At 74.1% G+C, this 4,673-nt stretch carries 4 protein-coding genes and 1 tRNA gene; 3 read left to right on the forward strand and 2 right to left on the reverse strand.

Annotated elements, in window-relative coordinates; all coding sequences use genetic code 11:
• Both GV155_RS20135 and GV155_RS20140 read left to right on the forward strand, forming a co-directional pair.
• Positions 1-729: GTP pyrophosphokinase (locus tag GV155_RS20135; protein ID WP_328820834.1), on the forward strand; the 729-nt coding region annotated here is incomplete at its 5' end.
• Entirely contained in the window at positions 726-1,475 is a 750-nt protein-coding gene (locus GV155_RS20140) for a 3-keto-5-aminohexanoate cleavage protein (protein WP_160012077.1), read from the forward strand. The genes GV155_RS20135 and GV155_RS20140, both read left to right, overlap by 4 nt.
• Here GV155_RS20140 and GV155_RS20145 read toward each other — a convergent pair.
• Both GV155_RS20145 and GV155_RS20150 read right to left on the reverse strand, forming a co-directional pair.
• A tRNA-Thr gene (locus GV155_RS20145) sits at positions 1,467-1,539 on the reverse strand. The genes GV155_RS20140 and GV155_RS20145 overlap by 9 nt on opposite strands.
• A 39-nt stretch (positions 1,540-1,578) precedes the next feature.
• Positions 1,579-2,514 carry a LysR family transcriptional regulator gene (locus GV155_RS20150; protein WP_160012079.1) on the reverse strand — a complete coding sequence of 312 codons (936 nt, stop codon included), beginning with the start codon at positions 2,512-2,514 and terminating at the stop codon, positions 1,579-1,581.
• A 72-nt stretch (positions 2,515-2,586) separates the two neighbouring features.
• Between GV155_RS20150 and GV155_RS20155 the strand changes: the two genes are divergently transcribed.
• Entirely contained in the window at positions 2,587-4,659 is a 2,073-nt protein-coding gene (locus GV155_RS20155) for an NADH:flavin oxidoreductase (RefSeq protein WP_160012081.1), read from the forward strand.
• Positions 4,660-4,673 lie beyond the last annotated feature (14 nt).

The raw sequence follows: 4,673 nt of genomic DNA on the forward strand, positions 1-4,673 counted from the left end.
GCGCCACCCTCCCCACCGGCCGGGCCCACGGCCCCGGGGCCGTACCTGCGCTTCTTCCGGGCCCTGGTCGGCGAGCCGGAGCCCGGCACAAGCCCCGACGACGTGGTCCGTGGCGTGCAGCGGACGCTCGATGCGTTCCTGCTCCAGTACAAGTTCGGCATCGACGAGGTGCTCACCAAGATCACGATCCTGCGCGAGGAGTTCGAGGCCACCCACGGCTACGGGCCGGTCGAGCACGTCAAGACGCGGCTGAAGTCGCTGGACAGCCTGGTCGAGAAGACCACGCGCACCGGCTGCCCGCCCGACCTCGACGCGATCCGCGAGCGGGTGCTCGACGTCGCCGGGATCCGGGTTACCTGCGCGTTCGTCGAGGACACCTACCGCTTCGCCGACATGCTGACCCGCCAGCCCGACCTGACGCTGGTGCGCACCAAGGACTACATCGCCACGCCGAAGCCCAACGGGTACCAGAGCCTGCACCTCGTGGTGGAGGTCCCGGTGTTCTTGTCCGACCGCACGGTCCAGGTGCCCGTCGAGCTCCAGGTCCGCACGATCGCGATGGACTTCTGGGCGAGCGTCGAGCACCAGATCTACTACAAGTACGACGGCGCGGTGCCCGACGACCTGCGCGAGACCCTGCGGTCGGTGGCCGGCACGGCGGCCTCCCTGGACGGCGAGATGGGGCGGCTGCGGGCCGAGGTGCAGTCGCTGGCCCGGCCCACCGGGTGAGCGCCGTCGAGCACCCGCGCCCCGCGCGGCCGACGACCCTGCAGGTGGCCCTCAACGGCGGGGTCGGCGACGACCGGATGCCGCGCACACCTCCGGAGACCGCCCGGCAGGCGGCCGCGTCCGTCGCGGAGGGGGCGACCTCGATCCACCTCCACGCCTACGACGACGACGGCGTGGAGACGCTCGAAGCCGGGTTCGTGGCCACGACGCTGATCGCCGTCCGGGAGCGCTGTCCGGGGGTTCCGGTCAACATGACGACCTTCGCCGACGTCGAGCCGGACCCGGGTCGCCGCCACGCCCTGGTGTCCGCCTGGACCGTCCTGCCGGACCTCGTCCCCGCCAACCAGGGCGAGGACGGCATCGGCGAGCTCGCCGCGATGCTGGCCGCGCGGGGCGTGGGCGTCGAGGCGTGCCTGCTCTCGGACCGCGACACAGAGCTGTTCCTGGCCCGGGGGCGCTGGGACCGCTACGAGCGCGTCTTCGTCGAGCCGACGGCGCCCGACCCGAACGAGGCGGTCGCCGACGCGGCGCGCACCTCCCGGGCCCTGACGGACGCCGGCTGCGGCCTGGAGCAGGTCCACCACGGCGTGGGCGTCGCCACCTGGTCCGTCCTGGCGCAGGCCGTCCGGCTGGGGCACGGCCTCCGGGTCGGCCTGGAGGACACCGACGTCCTGGCGGACGGGACGCCGGTCCCGGACAACGCCGGGCTCGTGGCGGCCGCGGCCACGCTGCTGGGGAGCCGGTGACAGGAGTCGAACCCGCGACATCCTCTTTACAAGAGAGGCGCTCTACCTACTGAGCTACACCGGCGTGCCGCGCCCCGGGTGACCGGGTCCGCGGCGGCGGGGCTCATCGTACGGAAGCCTCCCCCTGGTCCACCTCGCGGACCCGCTCCGCCTCCACCCGCAGCGCCGCGAGCGCGAAGGCGATCTCGGGCTGCTGGTCGGTGCCGCCGCGCACGAGGGTGCGCACGTGCCGGGCGGGCGTGGGGTCGCCGCGCAGCGGGACCCGGACCAGGTCGTCCTGGCCGGGCAGACGGGCCAGCCGCGGGATCAGGGCGACGCCGAACCCGGCCGCCACCAGGGCGGCGCCGGTGTCCCACTCCACGACCCGGTGCAGGTGGCGGGGGGTGAAGCCGGCGGCCAGGCAGGCGGTGGCGACGAGCTCGTGGTGCGCCGACCCGGGCCGGTCCATGATCCAGGCCTCCTCGGCGGCGTCGGCCAGCAGCACCGACGTGCGCCCGGCCAGGCGGTGGCCGGCGGGCAGGAGCAGGTCCAGCCGGTCCTCCATCAGCGGCTCCTGGACGAAGCGCGGGTCGTCGGTGGGCGGCAGCTCGGTGGTGCCGACCACGACGGCGACGTCGACGGTGCCGGCCAGCAGCATGTCGACGCACACGCTCGGGTCCGCCTCGACGATCCGGATGCGCGAGTCGGGGAACTCCCGCATCGCCCGGATCGCCACGGGGGGCAGCAGCGCGGAGGCGGCGGTCGAGAAGCCGGCCAGCGCGAGCCGGCCGGTGCTGCCGCCGGCGGTCTCGTGCAGCTCGCCGCGGATCGCCTCCCAGTGCGCGAACAGCGCGTCGGAGCGGCGCAGCAGCAGGCTCGCGGCCGCGGTGAGCCGGACGTTGCGCCCGTCCGGCTCCAGCAGGACCACCCCGAGGTCGCGACCCAGGCTCTTCAGCTGGTGCGAGACCGCCGAGGGCGTGTAGCCGAGGTCGTGCGCCGCCGCGGTGATCGTGCCGGCGCGGGCCACCACCCGGAGCACGTGGAGGCGGCTGTCGATCATGCGGGATTATTGCACGTTAACCATGTATATCGTTCGCTTTTCTTCGGCAGTCGATCCGGTCACGATGAACACGTGACGCACCTCGATCCGCTGCTCGACGACTACCGGCTGCGCCACCTGACGCTTCGCAACCGGGTGGTGAGCACCAGCCACGAGCCGGCGTACACCGAGGACGGGATGCCGAAGGACCGCTACCGGCTCTACCACCTCGAGAAGGCGCGCGGCGGCGTCGGCCTGACCATGATCGGCGGCTCCGCGGTCGTCTCCCCCGACAGCCCGCCGGCCTTCGGCAACATGCTCCTCTACAAGGACGAGGTCGTGCCGTGGCTGGCCCGGCTGGCCGACGACGTGCACGAGGCCGGCGCCGCGGTGATGTGCCAGGTCACGCACCTCGGCCGCCGTACCTCGAACTTCACCGGGGACTGGCTGCCCCTGGTCTACCCCTCGCCGATGCGCGAGGCGCAGCACCGCTCCTTCCCGAAGACCGCGGAGTCCTGGGACGTGGACCGGATCGTGCGCCACTTCGCCGAGGCCGCCCAGCGCTGCCAGGCCGCCGGCCTCGACGGCATCGAGATCGCCTCCTACAGCCACCTCTTCGACGCCTGGGCCTCCCCCGCGACCAACCACCGCGACGACGCCTTCGGCGGGGACCCCGAGGCCCGGCTGGTCTTCCCGATGCGGGTGCTCGAGGCGGTGCGCGCGGCCGTCGGGCCCGACTTCGTCGTCGGCATCCGGATGGCGATGGACGAGGACCTGCCCGACGGGCTGGGGCTCGACGACGCCGTCGCGGTGCTCCAGCGCTACCGCGAGCACGGCATCGACTTCCTCTCGGTGATCAAGGGCGGGCTGGAGTCCGACGCCCGCCTGGCCGCGACCATCCCCTCGATGGGCACGCCGTCCTCGCCGTTCCTGGAGTTCGCCGGAAAGGTACGCCGGGCGCTGGTCGACCTGCCGGTCATGCACGCCGCACGGATCGGCGACGTCGCCACGGCCCGTCACGCGCTGCGCGAGGGCTTGCTCGACCTGGTCGGGATGACCCGCCCGCAGCTCGCCGACCCGCACCTGGTCGCCAAGGTCGCCCGCGGCGAGGAGGACCGGATCCGCCCCTGCGTGGGCGCCTCCTACTGCCTGGACGCGATCTACGAGTCCGGCGATGCCAAGTGCATCCACAACCCCGCCACCGGCCGCGAGGCCACGATGCCCCACGTCGTCGCCACCACCCTGGGGCGCCGCAAGCGCGCCGTGGTCGTCGGCGCCGGGCCGGCCGGCCTCGAGGCCGCCCGCGTGCTCGGCGAGCGCGGCCACCACGTCGTGCTGATGGAGGCCGCGGACCGCCCCGGCGGCCAGGTCCTCATCGCCTCGTCCACCCTGCGCCGTCGCGACCTCGTCGGGGTCGTCGACTGGCGCGTCGCGGAGGCCAAGCACTCCGGCGTGGACGTGCGGTACGGCGTCTGGGCCGACGCCGCGACCGTCCTGGCCGAGGAGCCCGACCTGGTGGTCGTGGCCACCGGGGGCGTGCCCGACACCTCCTTCCTGCCGGCCGCCGCGCAGCCCCTGGTCCTCGACACCTGGGACGCGATCGGCGGTACGGGCGCCGGCGGTCCCCGCGCCGGGGACCGCGTCCTGGTCTTCGACGACCACGGCGGCGAGCCGGGTCTCGACGCCGCCGAGCACCTCGCCCGCCTCGGTGCCCGCGTCGAGCTGGTCACGCCCGAGCGGATGGTCGGGATCTCCGTCGGCTCGATGAACAGCCCGGCGTACCTGCAGGCCTTCGCCGAGCACGACGTGCAGGTGACGGTGGCCCGGCGCCTGGTCGACGTGCGCCGCGCGGAGCCCGGCTCCGGCGCGCGGCTGGTCGCGGTCCTGGCCAGCGACTACCAGCCCGGCGCCGAGGTCGAGCGCCTCGTCGACCACGTGGTCGTCGAGCACGGCACGGTGCCCAACGACGAGCTCTACCTCGACCTGGTCCCGGCCTCGCGGAACCTCGGCGAGGTCGACCACGACGCGCTGCTGGCCGGGCGCCCCCAGGAGGTGGTCGCCAACGAGGGCGGCCGCTTCGACCTCTGGCGCGTCGGCGACGCCGTGGCCAGCCGCAACATCCACGCGGCGGTCTACGACTCCCTGCGCCTGTGCACCACCGTCTGACCACCTCCCCACCC

This window comes from Nocardioides sp. AX2bis (genome assembly GCF_902506435.1).
Classification (GTDB): Bacteria; Actinomycetota; Actinomycetes; order Propionibacteriales; family Nocardioidaceae; genus Nocardioides.

Coding starts and splice junctions, on each gene's coding strand:
- GV155_RS20150 (WP_160012079.1), bottom strand. CDS start 2,514: ATGATCGACAGCCGCCTCCACGTGCTCCGGGTGGTGGCCCGCGCCGGC.